Annotated in this window: 14 protein-coding genes; 8 read left to right on the top strand and 6 right to left on the bottom strand. The window is 59.9% G+C overall.

Annotation, left to right across the window (positions count from 1 at the left end; translation table 11 throughout):
• Positions 1 to 9 precede the first annotated feature (9 nt).
• The 3 genes from A9K65_RS30640 to A9K65_RS30630 form a co-directional block, all read right to left on the bottom strand.
• Positions 10 to 468 (bottom strand): MucR family transcriptional regulator, encoded by a 459-nt coding sequence (locus A9K65_RS30640; RefSeq protein ID WP_064993350.1) that lies wholly within the window; start codon positions 466 to 468, stop codon positions 10 to 12.
• Between the two features lie 731 nt (positions 469 to 1,199).
• Positions 1,200 to 2,246, bottom strand: a complete 1,047-nt coding sequence (locus A9K65_RS30635) for a hypothetical protein (protein ID WP_064993349.1) — start codon at positions 2,244 to 2,246, stop codon at positions 1,200 to 1,202.
• A gap of 115 nt (positions 2,247 to 2,361) precedes the next feature.
• Positions 2,362 to 5,136, bottom strand: coding sequence for a caspase family protein (locus A9K65_RS30630; protein WP_140698301.1), 2,775 nt, complete (start codon positions 5,134 to 5,136; stop codon positions 2,362 to 2,364).
• A gap of 393 nt (positions 5,137 to 5,529) precedes the next feature.
• Here A9K65_RS30630 and A9K65_RS30620 point away from each other — a divergent pair, with 393 nt between their 5' ends.
• Both A9K65_RS30620 and A9K65_RS30615 read left to right on the top strand, forming a co-directional pair.
• Positions 5,530 to 5,709 (top strand): hypothetical protein, encoded by a 180-nt coding sequence (locus tag A9K65_RS30620; protein ID WP_064993346.1) that lies wholly within the window; start codon positions 5,530 to 5,532, stop codon positions 5,707 to 5,709.
• Between the two features lie 16 nt (positions 5,710 to 5,725).
• A complete protein-coding gene (locus tag A9K65_RS30615; protein WP_064993345.1) occupies positions 5,726 to 7,129 on the top strand; it encodes a radical SAM protein in 1,404 nt (467 codons plus the stop codon).
• A gap of 83 nt (positions 7,130 to 7,212) precedes the next feature.
• Here the strand turns inward: A9K65_RS30615 and A9K65_RS30610 are convergent, their stop codons facing one another.
• Together A9K65_RS30610 and A9K65_RS30605 are read right to left on the bottom strand one after the other, a co-directional pair.
• The gene (locus A9K65_RS30610) at positions 7,213 to 8,493 is read right to left on the bottom strand and encodes a HipA domain-containing protein (protein ID WP_064993344.1); all 1,281 of its coding nucleotides are present in this window, start codon (positions 8,491 to 8,493) and stop codon (positions 7,213 to 7,215) included.
• Entirely contained in the window at positions 8,483 to 8,821 is a 339-nt protein-coding gene (locus A9K65_RS30605; protein WP_064993359.1) for a helix-turn-helix transcriptional regulator, read from the bottom strand. The genes A9K65_RS30610 and A9K65_RS30605 overlap by 11 nt, the downstream gene beginning before the upstream one ends.
• Before the next feature lie 283 nt (positions 8,822 to 9,104).
• On the opposite strand from A9K65_RS30605, the gene A9K65_RS30600 reads away from it, so the two are divergent.
• The 6 genes from A9K65_RS30600 to A9K65_RS30575 all read left to right on the top strand — a co-directional run bounded on the left by A9K65_RS30600 (position 9,105) and on the right by A9K65_RS30575 (position 19,241).
• Positions 9,105 to 13,169, top strand: coding sequence for a hypothetical protein (locus tag A9K65_RS30600; protein ID WP_064993343.1), 4,065 nt, complete (start codon positions 9,105 to 9,107; stop codon positions 13,167 to 13,169).
• Positions 13,170 to 13,325: 156 nt separating this feature from the next.
• Positions 13,326 to 13,646, top strand: a complete 321-nt coding sequence (locus A9K65_RS30595) for a hypothetical protein (RefSeq protein WP_064993342.1) — start codon at positions 13,326 to 13,328, stop codon at positions 13,644 to 13,646.
• Positions 13,643 to 16,765 carry a hypothetical protein gene (locus tag A9K65_RS30590; RefSeq protein WP_140698298.1) on the top strand — a complete coding sequence of 1,041 codons (3,123 nt, stop codon included), beginning with the start codon at positions 13,643 to 13,645 and terminating at the stop codon, positions 16,763 to 16,765. Before A9K65_RS30595 ends, A9K65_RS30590 begins: the two co-directional genes overlap by 4 nt.
• Complete coding sequence (locus tag A9K65_RS30585; protein WP_064993340.1) at positions 16,766 to 17,527, top strand: hypothetical protein; 762 nt, start codon at positions 16,766 to 16,768, stop codon at positions 17,525 to 17,527. It begins immediately after the preceding gene.
• A gap of 158 nt (positions 17,528 to 17,685) precedes the next feature.
• Positions 17,686 to 18,819 (top strand): hypothetical protein, encoded by a 1,134-nt coding sequence (locus A9K65_RS30580; protein WP_140739804.1) that lies wholly within the window; start codon positions 17,686 to 17,688, stop codon positions 18,817 to 18,819.
• Positions 18,819 to 19,241 (top strand): ASCH domain-containing protein, encoded by a 423-nt coding sequence (locus tag A9K65_RS30575; protein ID WP_064993338.1) that lies wholly within the window; start codon positions 18,819 to 18,821, stop codon positions 19,239 to 19,241. Before A9K65_RS30580 ends, A9K65_RS30575 begins: the two co-directional genes overlap by 1 nt.
• Before the next feature lie 967 nt (positions 19,242 to 20,208).
• Here A9K65_RS30575 and A9K65_RS30570 read toward each other — a convergent pair.
• Complete coding sequence (locus tag A9K65_RS30570) at positions 20,209 to 21,087, bottom strand: hypothetical protein (protein ID WP_245321941.1); 879 nt, start codon at positions 21,085 to 21,087, stop codon at positions 20,209 to 20,211.
• Positions 21,088 to 21,192 lie beyond the last annotated feature (105 nt).

Genomic DNA, 21,192 nt, shown 5'->3' with positions numbered 1-21,192 from the left:
CGCGTAGCGCTAACGGCGCGGTGATGTTCGCTTGGTCGTTGCCTTTTGCGTCGCCTTGGCCCCCGGCTTCCGCCCAAGCCCGCTGGACTTTGCCAATGCAGAGCGTTGGGCCGCGTAATTCGGCGCGACCATCGGGTACTCTCGCGCCAGCCCCCACTTTTCACGGTATTGCTCAGGCGTCAGCCCGTAATGAACACTGAGGTGGCGCTTCAGCGACTTGAACTTTTTCCCATCCTCCAAGCAAATGATGAAGTCAGGCGTCACCGATCTCTTTGGATTGACCGCAGGCTGCGCGATCGGCTCTTGGGCTGCCGTTGGATGACCGATGCCCGACAGTGTCGAATGAACTAGACTGATGAGATCTGGGAGACCGGTCACTGGCAGGGCATTTTTGGCAACGTATGCCGAGACGATATCCGCGGTCAGTCCGACCAGATCGGCTTGCTCAGCTTCTTTTTCCTCGCTCAAAATATATTCTCCTGATGATACGCAATTGCCCAAGGGTGAATATGTAGTGCAAGTTTGAGCGCGCGCCAATCGCGGCAGCCAGAACCTCCTAAAGGTGCGGTCTATCCCCTAAGGCCGACCTAGTCGGCCTCTGCCGTACTTGTGCGCGCAGGCTGTGTGATGGTTGGTGAAAGCAGCGCGGTCATTTGCAGAAGCCAATGGGAGCGATGCGCACATGTAGAATTGCTCGGTCGAACCAAAGATGGGTCGGCGAGTCGGCATTGGCGGCGTTTCATTTGGCGCCCCTCGCCGGGGGCTGTCGGTCCCGCATCCCGCCTTGCGTCGGCGCTATGCTGATGCTCCTTCGGCCGCCCTGTTAAACCGTCTCAGGGTCACGAACTTTCTCCAGCACCGCACTGCCTTTGGTCGCTATCGCGGTCATTTCGGTGCTTCCGTCTTGTACGCCATTGTCCCTCGACGAAAGCGCGGTTCCGTTGATGACCCCGCGCTGACGTCGGCGCTTTGGCAGGCGCTTGGGATTGCTTGCCCAGAGATGACAACCGCTTTGGCGCCAAGATGGCATCCATGAGTTTGGCATAAGCAGCGTGTCTGGCCTCTTTCTGGACAAACCCTTCGCATCTTGCCCGATATCGCTTTTGCTGCGTTTGGGGTGATAAACGTGAACCAGCTTGTCGCCGCGCCGGCACACTCCAAAATGCGGCTGGCAGTGTCCCCGGCGTGAACCTTGCTGATTAAATGACAGCCTGCCGACGCTTGGGTGGCCAAGCAAATGCGAAACCGCCATCCTTGATCGGCCACGCTAGGCCGAAACCGTTGTCGAACGCCAGCGCTCGATCATCAGCGTTCGTCACTTCAGTCTCTACAACTATCAACTGTTTGCCGTTCCACCGCTGGTGCTGCCGATAGTCAAGAAGTTGCCCAATGGCTGTTCGAATCGCGAACCTAAGGGTCGACGGTTCGGTTGGTTTGATCTCAACCATGACCTCATCTCGCTTGTCAGCTACGTACCTTAAGTCGTCGCAGAAGGTGGCCGGGAAGGTCACGCCAGGAAACCGATCCTTAAGATAGGCTTCGAACCGTCTTTGCAATCTGTTGTGGCGGGGATGGACCACGGCTTCATATTTTTCCACATAACGCGAATACGCATTGGATGCAGCTTCCCCAGCTCGTCGTTTTCTGCGGGTTGCCGACGACGGGCGCCTAGTTTCACGCTCGCCCTCAAGAAGTTTTCTGACAGACCGGACAAAATCGCGCGCATTGCGGTTTTTCGTATCTTCCGCGTACCACCAACTGACCTGGCCGCTCCAACCGGGACCTCGCTCAAGCTTCATGCGTCGTTCCGATGAAGGCAACAGCCTGACGTCCTTGATCCTGGCCTTGACACGGAAGCTGGTGATTTCATCCTCCACGTGCCGCACCGATGGGAATTGGCCGTTGAATTTTTGTCGATGACGGTAGATGCGCGCGTTTCGGTACCAACCGACCACACAGCGCGGATCGCTCCCCTGTGTCGGAGCCGTCCAGACTATATCGACGCCATCGAGGAAGTCGTCCTCGGGACCGGCCCCAAGGCGCTGGATGTTGACCTGCCGATCCTCTTCGCCCTTGATGGTTTCGAAGTGGCCGTAGACATACCCATCTTCACAGGCAACGAAGTTCAACTCCTCACCGCAAAAGCCTTCCAGAACTGGAAACCCGCCGCCGCCTTTCGGAGGATCGTTCGGATCCCTGCCGGCATAGTGGTTCATCCATGCAATGTTGCAGAAGAGCAATGGCATTCGTTGTTCCTTATGACTGATGCATTATCGCTTTGACTGGGAGAAACCGGGGCGAGCCAGATCCCTATGGGATGAAGCTCCTTCGGCTGGCGCGCGGCCAAAATCGTCGCCGTTGCTACTCGCAATATTGGTCTTCTTCAAATTGGTAGTCGCCAAGTTGGCGGCGCGCGGCAAGAACCGCATCGAGACGCCAGAAGACCGATCCATCCGCGATGCGCGCGTCGGTAAGCAGACTGCGCGGTCTTGTAATTGACAGGGCCCGCAAAAGGACCGCTCTTGCTTGTGCGTCCGGTGCGAAGTCCTGGAGCGAGCGCACAAGGTCGAATCCGCTTGGGTCGCCCGTCGGTCGCAGTTTGTGCGCCAGCGCGCGATAAAGGACATCAAGGCCTGCGTAAGAGAAGTGGTTGGAGGCGTACCTTACGAGGAGGTTGATCGTTGCTGGCGAACTCCCATGATCGCTCCTCAAAGCCGCCGACAGCGCCTGCGCGACTGACACATCCGTCACCTCAACGATTTGGACCCCGGTAAGCGGATCGGCGCTGCGTGGCGGTGCTATCTGAATGTCGTACTCAACGCCTTTTTCCAACCCTGAAACCCATCGATCTGGCATGGGCGTCCAACATGCTAGGTCTACCATCTCGGACGCGTATGCCGCGACATCACGGTCTTGCTTGATGCCGTTGTCCAGTCGAAGGACCAATTGAGCTAACGCCTCGGCACTGAGGAAGCGACCTTGAGCCGCTAGCACGCGCGCAGCAAGGCTGGCATCAATCGGCAAGCAGGACGAATTTTTACCAGACGTGCCAAGTACACAACCCCACAACGGTGTGCTCCACTCCTCGCTTAGCGGAAGCACGCGCGCGAAACGTGGCAACCAGGTCGGGTCCACCCAGAACATGTCGTGGTTGATAACGAGCAAGCCGTATCGCCGAATGATCAGATCGAGATCACGTCCGTTAAGTTCGCCGCGGCGGGCGAGCAGCAATATTGGTGGAAGTGACCAGGAGCTGGTGGCGGAGCCCTCTGCGGCTTGTCTTTCGGAGTCCTTTGCCATCAACCACATCATCATTCCGGCTCCGTTGCCCATGCCCGACGCTTGCGGGCCAGCAGCGAAGTATTCGACGATTTTTGTCGAAAGCTCGCACCAACTCGCCGCGCACCTGGCCAAGCGTGGAAAGACCGCGGCGTTCGGCGCCAAGGTGAGTTTGGGACTTCCCGCCACATCCTCGACGAACCGTAGAAAGGCGAGCCAGTCCGATGGTCTGACAACGTCGCGTTCTGCCCGAACGGAGGTCAACAGGATAGCGGCCTCCAACGAGCGTCGCCGCGCGTCCTCGTCCCGGAGCTCACCAAAAGCCAGGGCAAGCCCGGCGAGGTAAGTCCGCACAGCCTGATCGGAAAGCTCCGATAGGCCATAGTCGGCGACCGTTCGCACGTCGTCGACGTTGTAGAGATCATCGATTTCTGGACCGTTCAAAAGGAAATATGTCGCGGGGCAAGACCGCGCTCGATCAAGCAGCGCAGCTTCGAGCGCAAACTGGTAATCCCACAATCGGTCGCGCTTGACGTCCTTGGAATCACAGACGTCAATCACACCGCTGCGCGAAGAGACAAAATGCAGCCGTCGACCGGCGTCCTTAGACAATTCGGACGATAGCCGGAATTCCCAGTTTTCCTGGTCGCCTATCGGGTGACTGACAAGCCCACCTACACCGCCGCGCATCAGGGCTGTCCGCGCCTTGATGCGTTGCTCGTCCCAACGCGGCGAAGCAGGTTCGAGATCGTCGGCGGCAATCGCCAACTGCACTCCCGATCCCATCGCGCTCGGAAGCAATGAGGACATCCATGGCGGGCCGGGGCGTACCTCGATCCAGCCGTTCGGCTGCACGGCGATGTGATATTGCAGGAAGTACAGGAGCATGCAGATGGCGACTACAAGCGCTGCACTCCAACCGAAAACGCGCCGTACCCTTCCAGCCAAGGCTCGTCTGGGTTCGGGGGCTAAGGGCGGCCCAATGGTCTTGTCGGACCATTCGAGCGCAAGATGGCCGGAGCCACAAAGCTCCGGCGACTGCCTGCGACCGCCGGCGAAGAGGTAGGCAAGTTGCTCGGTACGCTCCCTCGCGAAAACAAAGAGCCGCGCCAGGTCGCTCGACGCCGATCCCCCGGGCGACGGCTGCGTAGCGGTCCCGGGCATTGCGGCCAGTGCAAAGAGCCGCTTGTCTACGAGCGCTTCGTGCAGGGCAATCGTGAACAGGCCTCGGCCGAGAGCAGGGTGCTCGTAAGCCAATTGCTGCGAAGTGGCGCCGGAGAGGACCAGGATGTTGTCGTCGCCAAGTCGACCCGATAGCGCTGCCCGAAAGTCCTTCGCAACGCCGCCGGCATGGCAAAAGTCAAAAACCGCCGAGACCTTCGCCGGTCTGGCAAGCATGACAAGATCGGCAAGCCCGGCGCCGGTGAGGTCTATTTGGTCAGGATTAGCCTCATAGGTGCAGAACCAGGTCTGGTCCGTGCTCTGGTCACCATGACCCGAAAGGACCAGGATGAGTTCGCAGCCTCCGACTTCTTCACTCGCGCCAATCTCTCGAAACATCGCTTCAAGCGACTTGCGGGTAAGGTTCTCGTCGTAAAGCCCTGTGGGGGCATCGCTGGAAGCCAGAACGGCGATCGCATTGGCCAGCGCGGAGGCTCCCTCCACAGAATAGCGAAGCCGAGACCGTGAACTCATGTAGATAGGGCTGGAAAAGCGATCGGCAGCTATACTACAAACGCTTCCGGAAGGATGCACATCGCTGGAGGATTGATCATGAGCGGCGGAGTAGCTTTGACCACTGCGCTCGGCGTTTTCCTGGTTGGTATTTTCGGAGGGTTCGTCGCTGAGCTTGTTCATTGGTATGGCCTAAGGACAAATCCGCGATTTCCAGAATACCTGAAAAGTGCACTCTACTGGATTATCACAGCGCTGATGATATTTGTATCCGGCGCTTTCACTTGGTTGAATTTTGGCAGTCAGGCGCAAGCATTGACTGCATTCCAGATCGGGCTCTTGACCCCGCTAATCCTGCAAAAGGTCATTGCGGGGGCCGCTGGCGCGGAAACGGCTCGCTCACCCCGAGCCAATGTGACCGATTTCTTCCGCGGCTAACAATCTTCGACGATCCACGAAGCATTAGCCGTCCGGGGCTCTGCATCGCGAAATTAGCGCGACTCGATTTTACTTGCCAAGTCGCCAGTTCGGGCAGACTATGCGGGTGTGGGTCTTCACGAGGAGGGATCGTAAGTCATGACGAAGATTACTCTCATCGAATCTGCTGACCGCGAGCCTACAATCAAGGTCAAGCCGGGCGTAACCATAGAGCAGGTTGAAGTCAGCGTTTCCGACGAAAAGGGCAATTCAAAGCCGCTTGCGACACTTTGCGGCTATGACGCAACCTACTGCGTGGCCCTGATCGAGCAGAGCTGACGGTTGGCAGCGTGCCATGTACTCCACATCACGCTACAATTTCTCGATCCCTACAAAGACCGGCAGTATCATTCTTTACAATGCGCGAACGGGAGCGTCGCGTCATTTTGCGGGGAGCGATGCTGCCGATCTCGGCTTCGCTCTTTGCAGGCACCCCGCAAAAATCGATCTCACCAATCTAGGGGAAGCGCTGTCGCAATCCTTGCTGAGCGGTGGATTTGTTGTTGAGCCGGGGTTCGACGAAATAAAGCAAATTCGGGAGCTCTTCCTGCAGACCAAGGCAGAGTCCCCAATCATTGTGACCATCACTACGACCAACAATTGCAATCTAGGGTGCTTCTACTGTTTTCAGAAGCGGGACGAATCCACGCTTGAGTTTGGCAATGTCGATAAGATCGTCGAGCGCGTTGAAAACATTCTGACTGCTTCCGGCAAGCCAGCCCTACACATTGATTGGTATGGCGGCGAGCCGATGTTGAATCGGGCCTTTCTGGAAAAGGCATCGTCACGGCTCCAGGCACTCTGCAATCAGTTGGGACGGCGGTACTCAGCGTCGATCTTGACCAACGGCACACTGTGGCCTGGCGATCCCTTGGCTTTCGCCCGCATCCACATGATTGAGCGCGTTCAGGTCACCTTCGACGGATTTGGCAAATCCCATAACAAGGTACGGCGCTACCGTCGCGGATTTTCCGGCGAGGATCAGTTTCAGGGCGCTATCAGACTGATTGAAGCTCTCAAACGGGATGTGACCGTTGATATCCGTTTCAACCTGGGTACGAAGAACAGTGCGGATCTCGTTTTGCTCGCCGAATTCGGGATGACAAACGGCTGGTTCGAGAAGGGGTCAAAGGCAACGCTGCAGATCGCTAAACTGACGCCTTACTCAACCGAGGTCGATTTCATCCGCAAGACTGAGCTGGCTTATGCGGAATTCGAGGCCGCCAGGGATGTCGTGCGCGCCATCGTCCCAGAAATCTATCTCGACAAGACAGCCGCATTGGATCGCTACCCCCACCCAAGAAGATCCGTGTGTGCTGCGATTGCCGAGGATTCGATCGTCATCGGCGCTGATGGATCCCTGTACAATTGCGGCCTCCAGGTTACCGAACCGCACCGCGCTGTCGGACAACTCGATCGAGAATCCACCGCACAACAAGCCACGCAGGAACAATGGTGGGACGGGTTCGATCCGACACGCAACGAAAAGTGCAGCACATGCTCCTTTCTGCCGCTGTGCTGGGGGGCTTGCCCAAAGCTTCACCTGGAGCGCGATACGGCATCGCTCGATCAACAGAGCGAATTCTGGCGGACCATGCTGCCGAGGCGATTGACATCCTCGCTCGGACTGCAGCTACCAACCGATTTTGCCTTAACCGCAACGGACCAATTCAAATCCGCGCCGCCCGATCGTCGCTAGGCTTGTGAGAAGTCAAGGCGGGGGTCGTGTCAACACTGATCGGATCGCGGGTCTTGCGAACTCCGCGCGACGGCGAATTTGCTCTACTGAAGCAGGGCTCTCAGGCTTTCTGGAGCGCCCTCGAGCGCGAAGGGGTTGAGGATCTGCCTTCGCCAAAACAACTGACGATCAATGACGCTAAGATTGGCTTCCTCGCAGACGCGATCCCACTGATCGCGGATCGTTGTGATCTGTGCCGCCGCGATCGCGGTGGCGTCCTCTTTAGACAACTGGAACACCGCATGTGCCTGAAGGCAGACCGCAACCTGGCTTGATCGGTTGTTGCCGAGGATCAACATCGCTTGGCCCGCCTCGTTGCCGGCGCGCGCCTGCGGGCAGATGTCGTAGGCAGGGGTCAGCTCCAGCTCGGAGCCATTCCAAAATGCGGCATGATTGCGGGCATGGTCGTCCGTGTTGCCGCAAAGGATATTGAAGACTACCCGCGAATACAGCTCCTTCAGCGTTTTCTTTGGATCGCTAAAGCGATGGCGGATGATCGGCGCCAGATCTTCATAGCTGGCATAGCGCGCCATCATCTCATCGAGGCCGAGCATCGTCAGTGCAGAAACCATGCTGCGGCGGCGCCATTGATCGCCTGACTTTTGCCGGTCGAAACGGGTGATGAGCAGGACATCCTTCCCTACGGTCTGTGTCAGGCGCACCGGTGCCGCATTGATCCCGACCATGCCGGCAAGCCGCATGGCGATGAACTCAGCCTTTACCACGCTGTAGACGTCGCCTTGAGAGGAGAATTTCGCGATGAATTTTGCATCCGCGTCGGCGATCAGTGCTTTCGGCCGGGCTCCGCCGATGGAGCTTCCATGAAACAAGGCCTGGTCCAGCTCGGACGTCAGCGGCACACCCTCTTCGACGCGGGCGGCAGCGCTCAAAAGCTCCTCCAGCGATGCGCTTCGCGATTGGCGTGGAACGTATCTGCTGGGCGACGCCTGGAAATCGAGCGCGCCTATGCGGTCAGATCCAGACTCCAACAGGTAAGTGAGCTCGTCCAGCGCCGCGGGATCGATCGCGTTGCCCTTTTTGCCCAGGATAAGGTTGATGATGACGCGCCGGCCCCAGGCATCAGGCGCTGCGTCGCGAATGCTGTTGGGCATCGAAAGACCAGGCGACAGCGGCAATCCGCCTGCCTTCAGCGGCAATTCGGGGTCGTAGATCGCGATCGCGTCTTCGCGGGCCAGGTAGGAACGGCCATAATTGAATAGCAGCTTGTCGCCGTCACGCGTCAACAGTCCGGCAACAACCGGCTCCGTCGCTTGTGGCAGCCAAATCCAGACAAAAGCCTCGCGGGGTGCGTTTTCAGAAGTCATCTTTCACCGGACCGGTTGACGTGCGTACGGCCTGGGGAAGAAGCGTCAGCGTTGCGGTGTTCGCCGCTATGTGCTGGGCAAACGTTGCCAGGTCGCTATCGAACAGCCTTACTCCCACGACGGCCGCGGCCTCGAAGACAGCGCCGATAGCGCAGCCGAGGTCGCCCCGTTCAATACGGTGGACGAGACCACGCGATAGACCGGCACGCTCACCGAGCTCCTCGACAGTTATGCGACGCTCGATGCGTGCGCGCCGGATGAGTTGCCCTAGGAGCAGCGCGGCGTCGCGGCTATAACGCGAATAAGACCTCGATGCGGGCTTAGCCATGATCATGTTCCATTAATGGTACTTTTTACCGCTTTGCGCTCCATTTATAGCGCAAAAATCCCTCTGACAAGCCATTGCTCGTCACGGAGTCTCATAAATAGGACGAAAAATAACTTTGCGACCTATTTATGGTACAATTAAGCTGCGGAAACGGCCTTTTTGCGGCCCAACATTAGGGCCTGCTAACGCGAAAGCGTCGACAACGGCAGCCTGCTATGCGTCACTGACGTCAGGGCGACTCATGGTGATTTTGAAGCTGAAATTTCTCCGCAGGAAACTTTAGATGACAAGCGGTTTTCCCCAGCCCTCTGCAAAAGATGCGGCCGCGGCCTATTTCAAGCGCCGGCTGACGATCAGCGATACTTCCAAACTCGACCCCGGGGTTGATGAGCCGGGGCTTCTCGCTCTTGCCGGTAACAAGATCGTTCTTGGCGAGCCTGGCATGGGCAAGAGCGAGCTCATGCGCGAGCTCGGACGGCAGTTAATCGTTGAACCGGTGACCGCGATCCGGTTCATCAACAGCAAGAACCCGGCCAAGCTGGTGGCGATGGGCAAGCCGATTTTGATTGATGGCCTCGACGAGGCCATGTCCAAGCGCGAGGGCGACGCCGTCGATGCAATCCTCGCCCAGCTCGAAGAGGCCGGTTCGCCGCCGTTCATCCTCTCGTGCCGCTCGCGCGAATGGCAGGCGCGCAGCATAACGGACCTGCGCCAACTCTACGGTGCCGATCCCATTGTGCTGACGCTCGAACCCTTCAACCGTTCAGAAGCGCGCGCCTATCTCGTTGCGCGGTATTCAACCGTGGATCCCAACCATGTGCTCGACCATCTCGCCTTACACGGATTGGAAGAGCTTTATCGAAATCCCTTGACGCTTGGCCTGACTGGACGGGTCGCCGAGACCGACGTGCAATTGCCGGGGACGCGGGCTGCCTTGTTCGAGCGCGTCTGTACATTGGTCTGGCCTGAGCACGATCCGGATCGCCAGAATATGGGATTGGCCCAACTCACTCAGGATGAAGCGCTTGATGCTGCAGGGGCAATTGCTGCTGGCCTTTTGTTTTCGGGCGCTGAAGCTGCGAGCGCTGCGGGCGCATCGCAGGTTCAGCAAGGTGATCTGCGACTGTCAGATTTGGAAAAGCTGCCGAGCGCCAAGGCCGCGCGGGCGATTTTTTCCTGCAAGCTATTTCACAGCGTTGGTCCTTCGCGGGCCAAACTTATTCACCGCGTCATCGCAGAGTATCTCGGCGCACGTTGGCTCTCGCGACAGGCCACCACTCCGCGGACGCAGCGCCGCGTTCTGGCACAATTGCAGGGCAGCGGCGGCGTTTCCGCAAGTCTGCGCGGCATTCATGCCTGGCTTGGCTACCATAGCCCGCCAATGGCCGAGCGGATCATCGCCGAAGACCCCTACGGTGTGCTTCGCTATGGGGAGACCGCTGCGCTGACCCCGCATCTGGCCGATTGTCTTTTCGAGGCGCTGCGCAGGCTCGCTCACGACGATCCGTATTTCCGGTCGGCCGATTGGGACATCAAGACGGCGGCGGGCCTGATGATCGCGGCCCTCAAGCCCAAGATCAAAGATATCATCGCGGCGGCAACGAGCAGTGTGCATCTGCGTTCGCTCTTGATAGAAGGATTGAAGGGCACATCCCTGGCCGCCGAGCTGGCCGACACGCTCGAAGTAATCGTCCTGTCGAGAGAGCGCTTTTACGCCGAGCGCGCCGACGCGGCGGACGCCCTCATGCCATATCGCGACCGCGCCTGGTGGCAGGCGACGGTGGCAGCTTTGGCTGATCAGGGCGGCGACACCTCGCGCCTTGCGCGCAAGCTGATCCAAGCCATTGAGGGCGATGTGCCAGACGCGGTGCTGGTCGCAACATTGTTCGGCGAATTAGGCTTAACAAGTTGTCCGCTGCCACGCCGCAGGGATCGGCGCGTCCACACAATCCGCCCATATCGGCGCCTGTTCGACACGATAGCTACGGCACGACTGGCCGGAATACTGGATTTGATCGCCGAATATGCGGAACTCTTGACCAACGACGATTGGCGGCAGGCCGGCGAAGTAGCAGACATCGTGGCTCAGCTGATCGTCCAGGCAATTGATAAAGGCATTACCGGACCGGCCCAAGCTCCTGCGCTGTGGCGCTGGCTCAAGATCATTGAACGGTCCCATCGCTCCCATCGTGAAGAATACCAGAGCCTGGCCGACCGATTGTCGACGCACGATGCGTTGCGACGCGCGGTCCAGGAGCACGTTCTTGCGACTGACCGCCGCAAGGATAGCCTGTGGGCGACCGAGCACCATTTACAACACCGTTTGGTCGGGCTCACAACACGACCAGGCGACATTGTCTGCGCGCTCGCTCGCTTGGCCGAAGGCGACACAAAAGACGCTGGCCTGCGTGAAGATTGGAAGGACTTGTTGCAGATTGCCAGGGGCCCAAGCGGGCTCGATCCCAATGTGCGGCTGGCCGCGGAAGCGTTCCGGCGCGGCGACAAGCAACTGGCTAGGTTCCTGCGCAAGCTCGAAAATCCCAAGAAGCCCGCCTGGAAGGTCCGTCACGACAAGAAGGAAGCCATTTGGGTGCGCGAGCAGAAGGCGGCCTTCGAAGTGGTACGCCACCAGTTGGAAAAGGTGCGCGACGATCTGCGCTCCGGCGGACTCACGGCAATCTTCGAGCCCGCCGAAGCCTATCTTGGCATGTCATCCCGCGATTTGCCGAATGACCTGCCGCCGGCCGAGCGTCTGGTCAGCCTCCTTGGACCGGCGCTGGGTGACGACGCACTGACCGGATTCGAGGCCGTTCTTCATCGCCCCGATCTGCCCACCGCCGCTGAAATCGCTGAGGGTTTCGCACATGGGACGTTCTATAACTACAGCGGCCCGATCATGGCCGGACTTTATGAGCGTCTGCGCACCGGGAAGAGCTTGGCCGACCTTCCGGGTTCTCTCAAACTGGCGGCCCTGCTGCTCAGCTACGACGATCACGGCTGGAGCGTTGAGAATGAACAGGAGCGGCTGCAAGCCGCGCTGGAGGCCGAGGTCATCCCCACTGCCGAATCCCGCATCGCATTCGCGCGGCTCTGGATGGAACCGGCGTTGGCAGCCGGCAGCGATCATGTCAGCGGGCTCTACAAGCTCGCCCACGATCCTGCCTGGCAGGCGACCGGAGCTGCGCTGGCCGCTGAATGGCTGACGGCGTTTCCCAACGTTCCCGAGCAGGTCGAAGTAGGGCTGGTCGACTGCCTGACCCAGGCTGGCGCGGTCGATGCACTGCGCGATATCGCAGAGGCGCGCGCCGCGATGGTGTTTCGCAATTTCGATCATATGCTGTCGTGGCTTGCAATTGATGTGCTGGTGCGTTTTGAGTTGGTGAGGCCGGATCTCAACACGATCGGTGCAGGTCATCCTAGGTTCATCTGGTTCCTGCGCAACCGAATCCAATTCGAGCGGGGCGGCGGTATGATGCCGCTGTCGGTCGCACAGGCGGAATGGATCATTACCGAGTTTCGTGGGCATTGGCCCTACGCAGTGCTCAACGGCGTCGGCTCGGGCGACACAAACGACTATGACGCAACTGACTTTCTGCGCTCCCTGCTTGGTCTGATCGCTGGCGACACCAGCGTCGAAGCAAGCCAAGCCATGGCGCGCCTCGTTGCCGGATCCAATGACGGCTATGCCGAGCTGATCCGGCACATGGCAGCAGAACAGCGGCAGAAGCGGGCGGAAGAGGATTTTTCAGGGCTGGCGCCGAGCGATTTGACAGCGCTCCTCGACGACGGACCGCCCGGCAATATCGAAGACTTGAAGGCGATAGTGCTGGAAGAGATGGACATCGCGCGGCGCAAGCTCGCCGGTGATGATCTCGATACGGTTGTAGAATTCTGGACGGATGCTGGCGTTCCGCGCGACGAGAACCGCTGCCGCGACCGGCTGGCGGCGATGATCGGACCGGAATTGGCCCGCTACGATATCCAGCGGATTACGGAGGCGGACATGCCTCAGACCAAGCGGGCGGATCTCGCCTTCGCGCGCGGCACGATGCAATTGCCCATCGAGGTCAAAGGTCAGTGGCACCCGAATGTCTGGGATGCGGCGACCGACCAGCTCGATGTTCAATATCTCGTCGACTGGCGCTCCGAACAACGCGGCATCTACTGCGTCCTGTGGTTCGGCAATATGCCCTCGGCGAGCGGTAGGCGATTGAAGGCCAGGCCCAACGGGCTTCCCGCGCCCGCGAGCGCCCAAGAGATGAAAGAAATGTTGAAGGCCGCGATTCCCGAGGCGCGCCAGCCACTGATCGAGGTGGTTGTCCTCGATCTAATCAGCGGAAGACGCTGAAACGGCGCTTCGAGCCATGTGAGAATATAGTGGAGTCAGGTTCGGTCGCTTCTATTCGCGGAAAGACACAGCATTAATACACAGCGCCACTGAGACTTAAATTGCTGGTCAGAGTGCCGAAGATATAGTAGAGGATGTTTAGCTGGGAGGGAGCTTATGGGGATCATCGAGACAGCAGCGCTGGGCGCCGTCGGCGGCATTCTGCCGGATATCATCAAGGCCATTCGCAAGCGCTTTGAGTCGACGCCGTCATATATCAAATCAAGCTACTATTGGTTCAGTGTGGTGTTGTTGGCGATCATCGGTGCGGTCGCGTCGATAGCGGCTCATGCCGGAACCGCTCAGGAAGCGCTGGCCTACGGAGCCAGTTCGTTCGCACTCCTCACACAGGTCGTGGGACAGACTGAGGAGAAGCATCTGGGAGGCGCGGACGAGGCGAGCCTGATACGCCAGATTCGCACCTGGTGGGGTTCGTGAAGCTCGCTGAAGCTTCCTCCCCGTCAAACCTTTTTCGGCGCTTCATTCGATTGACGGGTGCAGGTCCGGATCGCGACATTGGGCTTCCCTGGTTGCGGCTGCCATTCCTGGACCGCCCGTTCGACCTTTGGTCGCGAGATTCCAGATTGGCACTCAGGTCTGCTTTTCCAGCAGGCGAGATTGCCGCGGCGCTCGACGAACGCATGTTTGAGGATCGCGAACCGCTCTTCTTAAGGATCGGCGCGGGCGCCAGGGAATCCGCCGTCCCGTGGGAAGCGTTCCAGGCGGAAATCAGTCCGCTCAACCGCCACAAGCTCGCGCCCGTGCGGACTGTCGATGATGATCGCAGCTTCGGGTTCGCGGCGGTGCCGGAACGTATGAGAGTGCTTGCATTGGTCGGGCATCCAGGACCCGAACGCGCTTTTGACCCGCAAGCAGCCCATGATTTCCTTGCTGAAACCCTTGCGGCAGCCGCTACCGCGAGCGGCCGTATCGACGAATACGACCTGCTCCAGCTTCGCGCTGATGACCTCGACGCAGCAGTGGCGCTGGCACGGACGTTGAGGCCGAATGTGGTCATCTTCTTCGGCATCGGGCAAAGGGCACCCGCGCCGCAACTGCGCACGGCAGATGGCGACGACGGCTGGATGGCCGTTTCCGCGCTAGCGCAACGATTGTTTCCAACACCTCATTCGGCGCCGCCGTTCTGGATTTTCTGGGCCTGCTCACTCGGCGAACATGATGAGCAGACCTCCCAAAGTGTCGAGGGAGGTGCGGCGCTAACAGCGCTGCGCCAAAGCGGGGGTATTTCGGTCCTCGCCATGCGCTCGCGTATCCGCGTGCGCGCGGCACGCATCATGATCGAGGCGCTTTTGGGATCTTTCGCATCGGGAGAGCCTTTGGAGGTGGCGGCCGCCGTTAGCCGTGCTGCGGCTCTCAACGCCGATGTGATCTCTGACGGCCGGATGGACTACGCCGCGCCCGCCGTCTGGTCGCTTAGCGAGCCCGTGGACGCCGTCAGCTGGGGTGACGAGCCAGCGTTTCCGGCGTCCTGGGTGGCAGTGCGTCTTTTGTCAGGCGCCAACGAACTTCCCGCGCTTGCAAACGGGGTGGCTCCGATCGATGAGACGTCGTCGGCGCTCGCCCGCACCTGGACCCGGCCCGGTCGATATTTTGCGGTAACCGGTTCCGCGTCAATCGATCCGGGATCGCGCGCGCGGCTGCTTTCAGTTGGCGCAGCCCTGCGTCGTGATACAGGTCGGCCGGTCGTTCCGGTTTTGCCACGCTCAGGCGCGACTTTTGATCAACGCCTGCGGTTGTGGGCTGAGGACGCCTTTCGCCAGCTTGACCCCCGGCACCATGATCGCGAGATCGCCCAGGCAATTGCCGCCATTCGGGACACAGGTCTAAACGGGCTTGCCCGACTCCTTGCAATCCCCGACATTGTCGTTTTGCTGGGGGAAGTTCCCGATTCAGCGGTCGCATGGGACGTGCTTGTGACTGCGGCGGCGCTGAGTTCGGTGGTAGTCGCAGGTTCCGCTGTCCCTGACGCGGCCCGGCAATGGGCGATCGATCAGCTTATGATGGACATGGCCAACGAAGAGATCGAAGCCGCGGTGCGCGCGGAGCCATTGGTGTCGGCTATCCTGAGCGTCTCCGAGCGGGCGCTGGCCATGGGTGATGTCGGGCGCATAACTGGCGTGGAAGCAGCCCGACTTACCCGGCTCGATCCCTTTTGCGTACGCGTTGCAGGACAACGGGTGCTTGCAGAGACGGTTCGGCGCACCATGCTGCGATTGTTGCCGTCCGAAACAGTTGATGCAGCCCATCGCTCCTGCATAACAATGCTGCTTGATCGGCCGGTAGAGCACGATTTCGGCGCGCTGGTCGAAGTTGTTCGTCACTATGCTTCACTAAGAGAGGGAAGTCAGGCCGCAGAAGCGATCAATGCCGCTTGGCTTGCGGCTGGCGCTGGCTGGTCGATCTCGGATCGGGCACGACTGTTTGATCAAGCAACGCAAAGCCGCGTCTTGGTCGACGAGCTCGCCGCCGCCCCGTGGTTCTCAATCTGCGAAGCCGCCATTGTCTTGCAGCAATTCGCACTGGTCCGCACCATGCTTAGCGGCCGTAACTTTTCCACGCCTGTCGAAAAGGCGCGAAAACATGCGATGTTGTCGGAGTGTTTCAAGGCTGACGCCACGCAACCGCCAGCGCAACAAGCGATGCGCCGCGAGGCTGCGGCAGCGGTGGCCGAAGCCCAGGCGGCCGTCGACGCTGGTATCGCCGATGCCGCCGTCCAGTTGTCACAGTATCGCAACAACCTTGCCCGCATCAGCCAGTATTTTGATCATGACTATGATGGCGCGCTTGCGGTCTATGACACGATCCTCAAGGAGGTCGGGCCCTCAGCCTTCGCGAATCCAATCTTCGGGCACCTCTTTGCGGCGGCCAGCCGCAATGCTGCCGAATGCGTTCTCGATCCAGCCATGCGTCCGCTCGATCCGGTTATCCGCGACCGCGCCGAAGCACTTGTTCAGCAGGGCCTCGAGGTGGCCCGAGCGCTTCACCTTGCTGAAGTGGAAATGGAACTTCGCTACACTAGGGCACGCATCGCGGAGGCCGCCAATGACGATCAGACCGCTGCCCTTATTCTAGCCGGACTGTCCGATGGCGAGGCGCAACGCCGCTATCCGCTTCTCGCAGCCATCGCGGCGGACAGGTTGGCTTGGAACGAGATGCGCACCGGTCATCGCCGGTTCAGTTGGGACGATGCGCGCGCCAGGCTTCGGACATTGCGCTTGTTCGAGCATGCCTGGGCGCAACGGGTTGTCATAAGGAACCGCATAGATTGCGCGGATTGTCTGGCAGCAAGGGGCGCGCCGGATCGCGAGACCGCGATCGAGCTGCTCAAGGACAATGTGGCCGACATCAGACGCCTGCCAGGGCTGACAGGAGACGAAGACGCGCAGCGCGCGGCAAAAACCCATGCCGGCCTGGATGTCCTCACCGCGTCCGGGGGGACGGTTTGGGCCGCTTTTCTAGAATCCCCCCTGGCCGCCAAGGTGCCCGAGCCGTGGAAGCGGGGGACCGCCGAAGAAATCTGGCAAGGGAGGATCTGAATGGGAACGGGGGGATTTGGGGGCGGCAGCGGCTCGCTCGGCGGCGGAGGCGCCGGGTCGGCAGGATCGGGCGGTTCCCTGTTGCGGGCCATCACGTATCTGCGCGACATCGCACGAATGCTGACGGCCGACGGCGATCAGGCACGACTAACGCGCGAGATCAATGCATTGCTACGCGAACGAGGACGCGCGGGCTTCATGGCGGGGCTATTTCAAGACCCCTTTGCGACCACACTGCTCGACAGGTTGATAGAACTCAGCAGGGCAATGCAAGGGCAAAGATGGTCTGGCATCTTGGATCAGAGCGGCGTTGCCAAAGGTTCAGGATCGATCACCGCCTATTGCGACGTGGCGATTGACCAAGCTTTGCGCGAGCATGGCGACGCCGTCGATGAAAGGCATATCGACCGCGTCGGTCTGGCGTTTCGCTCGTTTCTTGCAACCGCCCTTGCGGGCGATAACCTGGCGGTGGCCGAACGAGGCGATGCGGCAGCGGTAGAAGTGGCCTTCGATCGGACCCGCTTCGCCGACCCGAATGACATTCGTCGCGGCTTTCTCGGGCAAATCATTGCCAAAAGCATTGTCGGTGAATCCTGCATAGACCTCGGGGCGTCGGAGTTGTCGGTCGAGCGCGCCGCCAATACGATCGCCGCCGCTATCCAGCAACGCTTTGAGGAGAAATTCGTCCGCACCCGCAAGGCTGCCAGCGGCGATCTGCTGGCGACCATAGGTGCCAACTATTCGAAACTGGTAATCGGATGATGAGCACGCCTCGGACCATTCCCGCCCATATCGAGATCGTCAAGGCGCCGCGGCGGGAGACACAGGTCATCGACCTCGACCTTGCAAGCATCCAGTGGCACAACGCGGCCGGCCTCGGTCCGCTTGGGCTCGATCCCCGAGCGCTTGATCTCCTGGAAGTGGCGCGCCTCGTCTGGGAAGTGGAGCGCTATATTCCCAAGCGTATTTCGAGCCAGCGCGTTCGATCGGTAAAGGTGGCTGTTTCGGTGCGCGAACCCTCAGCATGGACGACCGCAACCCATGCAGCCCTAACGGCGATCCTGCGCTTATTGGGCAACGCTGAATGGACGTTCGCGGTCTCCAAGCGAAAGACCTCGAACGCGCTCGATCGGCTTTCGTTGAATGGCTCACACACAGATCGCGTTCAGACCACCGCGTTGTTTTCGGCGGGCCTCGACAGCACCAGCGGGCTGGACTGGCTGCGCCGCAACGACACCGACGCTGCGCTCGCTTCCTTTTATGGCGCCAAGGCAAGGCAAACGGAGTTGGCCGATCAATTCGCTTTCAAACGCCATGTCCAGGTAGGATGCACGTGGTCCAATGGACGACGACGCATCGGCGGGCAGTTTCAATATCGCTCTTTCCTGTTCCTTGCGCTCGGCGCGTTGGTCGCGCGTTCCTATGGCGCCACGACGTTGCTCCAGTTCGAAAACGGCCCTTTGGCGATCGCGATGCCACCGGCGGCGACCTATCGGATGACCCGCCATGCACATCCCATGCTGCACACCTTGGCGAGCGGTCTGTTCTCAAACCTCTTCGGCGAACCGTTGTCGGTTCAGAACCCGTTTTTGACCACAACCAAACGCGAAGCCGCCGAGGCGATGAAGGCGCATCTTGGTGCCAAGCGGTTCGATAAGGCCATCCTCGAAACCGAGACCTGTTGGAACCTGGCGTCGCGCCAGGTGCTCGGCGCCATTACCAAGCGCATCGGTCAACCATGCGGACTTTGCATTCCCTGCGCGGTGCGCAGAACCGCTTTGCGCGGCCGAGATGTCCCGCACGCGGTCGATCTGACATCCAAAAAGGACCCGCACTTCACTGACGGCGATGCGCGTATCCATATCGACGCTTATCTGGCATGGGCACGAAAGCTCACCGCATCGTCCTATGGACCCGAGCGCTTCGCGTTCGAAGCGCCGCAGATCGTGCGAGAGGCGGTTACACATTCCCAGGGCAAGCTGACGATGGCAGAGATTTTTGACATCGAGCAACGCTTCGCCCGCGAGTTGATCGAGACGTTTCCGGTGCCTTGATGACCATTATCGGCCTACCGAATTTTCTTGTAGCACTCAGCATCAAGCAGCCCTGGGCGGAACTGATTTTGCTGGGCCGCAAAACCATCGAAGTGAGAAGCTGGCCGACCGACTTCCGGGGGCCGTTGATCTTGCACACCGGCAAGAAGCCGGAGCTGGAAGCCCTGTTTCGATATCCCGATATCGACGCAAGCTACTTGGGTGGGTTCGTCGGCGTGGCCGAGCTGGTGAACGTCGAACTGTTCACCCATGCCAGCTGGAGCCGTCTCAGGTCGGAGCATATGGTGCCTGGCCCTATGCCAGGCGAAGCCTTTGGCTGGCGTTTTCGGCATGTCCGCCGGTTGAAACGGCCAGTAGATGCCAGCGGCAGTCTCAAGTTGTTCCCAGTTTCGGAGAACGCAAGACAGGCCATGGAATTCTGACACGCGGACCGTCACGCCTGCTTTTGGCGCAGCGCAAACCCCGGTTCCGTCGTTTAATTCGCCTCGGACGCTGGCCACCGCAATGGCCGTTCCTGGTGCCTATCGAGAAGCCCGCGGCGTAGACCTATACAGGCGATGCGATGAAAGGGCTTGAGATCGAAAATCTCGGGCTCTGCAGGGCAGAAGTTGATCGCAAACGCTCATGGTCCCCTTACGCCCCAGCATTTACACGGGGCGCGAGCGCATGGCGTTCGTAGTCGAGGAGCAACCCGCATCTTCACTAGGCGTGCCTGCGATAAAGTCTTCAAGAAGCGCCCAAGAGAACAAACCTGGGAAGGAGTTGCGCGACCTCACCGGAGTGGTCGAGTCCGAATTTGTCCTCCCGCTCTACGCCGGTGACAACACGAACCGGGGCGCAGCAGATCGTCGTGGTCCTTGTGGCAAGAGCGGCTAGTCCCAGCAGCCCAAATCGGATTGCATCCAGGTTGAGCCATTGGTGGGATCGCGCCGAATCGTATTTTTCGATGGGACACCCCGGCCGGATGTCTCATGCCGTCTAAATCAATAGCATCCCGCATGATGGGCGTTTTGGCGGGTAAATTCCGGAAGTTTACTCTAAGTTTTTGATTTTATTGATAATATGGCGGAGAGAGCGGGGCCTGGCGATACAACTCCTCGGATAACTGATGTCAGCCTCCGAGGCTTCGTATCTAGCCTGAACCCGGGCGGCCGCCATTTTGGCCTCAAGGCGCGGCCTTCCCCAGCGTATCGGTATACGACACTACCGGACGGGGCCGAATACGTTTCGGCAGACGATCTGAATTTTCGTCCCCTGTCGGTGGTGATAGTGGGCATCAGCGCGGCGTGGCCGCGTTCAGTCTCCTGCGTTCCATCTTTCTGCCTAATCGTGCCGTGTCTGGTGTCGCCGGCCGTTTCCCCACGATGCTCATGTTCGGTGGTCACCGGATCAGTTGCCTCCTCTGATGCGTCGCTCCTCACCGATCGGGATGATCCAGCCGCCAGCGCGGTCAGGCCGAGAAAAATCATCGGGACCCCCTATCTGCGTCAGGCGGATGCGAACGGTTTGCAGCTCCGCGTCGATAGCGGCACGGATGAGATCGCGCTCGATGCCGACGAAGACCGGCCGGAGATTGAGGCGAGCGAGCGCCTCCTGATCGGCGGGCGCAACGTCGGTGTCAGCGACGGGTCCGGCACGGGTGACGATCCCTCCGATCAGTCCGCCCATGGTCGTGGCCTTTTCCAGCTCTCTCACCAACGTGGCATCCAGCAGCGCTCGGGCGCGTTGGAGATCCCCTTGGAGTCTTCGCGCGAACGGCTGGTGTGTGAGGCCGCGAAGCGCACTGGCTAGCTCAGCGTGCCCAAGCGACTTGATGAGATTGGCGATATGGAGGCGGAGAAGCCCGATGAAGAGCGCGTCTTTCTCCTCCGGCTTGATCGGCTCGCCTTCATCGATCGGATCGCGGACTGAGAGGTGGGCGTCCGTCGGATTTGGCGCCGCCATCCCCCAGCGGGTCGCGATGGCAATGCGCTTCACTGTGATCTTGCGGCCTCCAGCGGTGATATCTATCCGTCCGGCCTGAGCCCAGGCGCGGTTCAACGCTTTGGCCGGGCCGCCATTATCGTGGCAACCTTTCGCTTCGGCCACGGTCAAGGAGGACAGGTCGGATGCGCAGGCGATCCAGTCGGGCAGATCGCCGCGGGACAAGCGCGTGACTTTGACCTGCCGGCGGCGATCGAGGTCGATGATGCGGCTGCCGAGATGCGCGAAGATCGAAAGGTTGAAGTAGCGTTCCAGATAGGCGCGGGCAACGAAGCGGCCGAACAAGCCGGATAGCGCGACCTTCACCTCGCGGGCTTGCCCAAGCGGTTCCCGGAAGATGAAGGGCGTACCCGCGCCGGTTGGCGTCAACAGCGCGTCCAGGATAGACCA

The organism is Mesorhizobium sp. WSM1497 (assembly GCF_001672455.2).
GTDB lineage: Bacteria > Pseudomonadota > Alphaproteobacteria > Rhizobiales > Rhizobiaceae > Mesorhizobium > Mesorhizobium ciceri.
This window is presented reverse-complemented; position numbering and strand designations above follow the sequence as displayed.